Source organism: Shewanella sp. SG44-6 (assembly GCF_014164185.1).
In the GTDB taxonomy this organism is placed as follows: domain Bacteria; phylum Pseudomonadota; class Gammaproteobacteria; order Enterobacterales; family Shewanellaceae; genus Shewanella; species Shewanella vesiculosa.
Genome location: NZ_JACJER010000367.1, coordinates 1 through 260, shown reverse-complemented (window position 1 = coordinate 260; position 260 = coordinate 1). Strand labels below are relative to the sequence as shown.

Genomic DNA, 260 nt, shown 5'->3' with positions numbered 1-260 from the left:
GTACCGCGCTCACCAATGATGAGTATAGGCTTTGATAATGGCGCAACTTTAGACACATGTTCTAATACTTCAAGCAAAGCATTAGATTGGCCGATGAGATTATCTTGCTGGAATTGTTTGCTCACAGTTAGCTTACTCGCAAAATTGTTGGTGAATTCGACTAATAATTAGTGAAAATCATGATAAATGGCTTAAGTGATAAATGAAAGAAAAAGTTAATTTTTTGTTTAAATGCTTGATATTATTGTATTTGGAAATGT

At 33.1% G+C, this 260-nt stretch carries 1 pseudogene; it reads right to left on the bottom strand.

What is annotated here, in order from left to right:
* A pseudogene (locus H5185_RS22605) lies at positions 1-125 on the bottom strand (phage shock protein operon transcriptional activator); the annotation flags it as partial.
* Positions 126-260 lie beyond the last annotated feature (135 nt).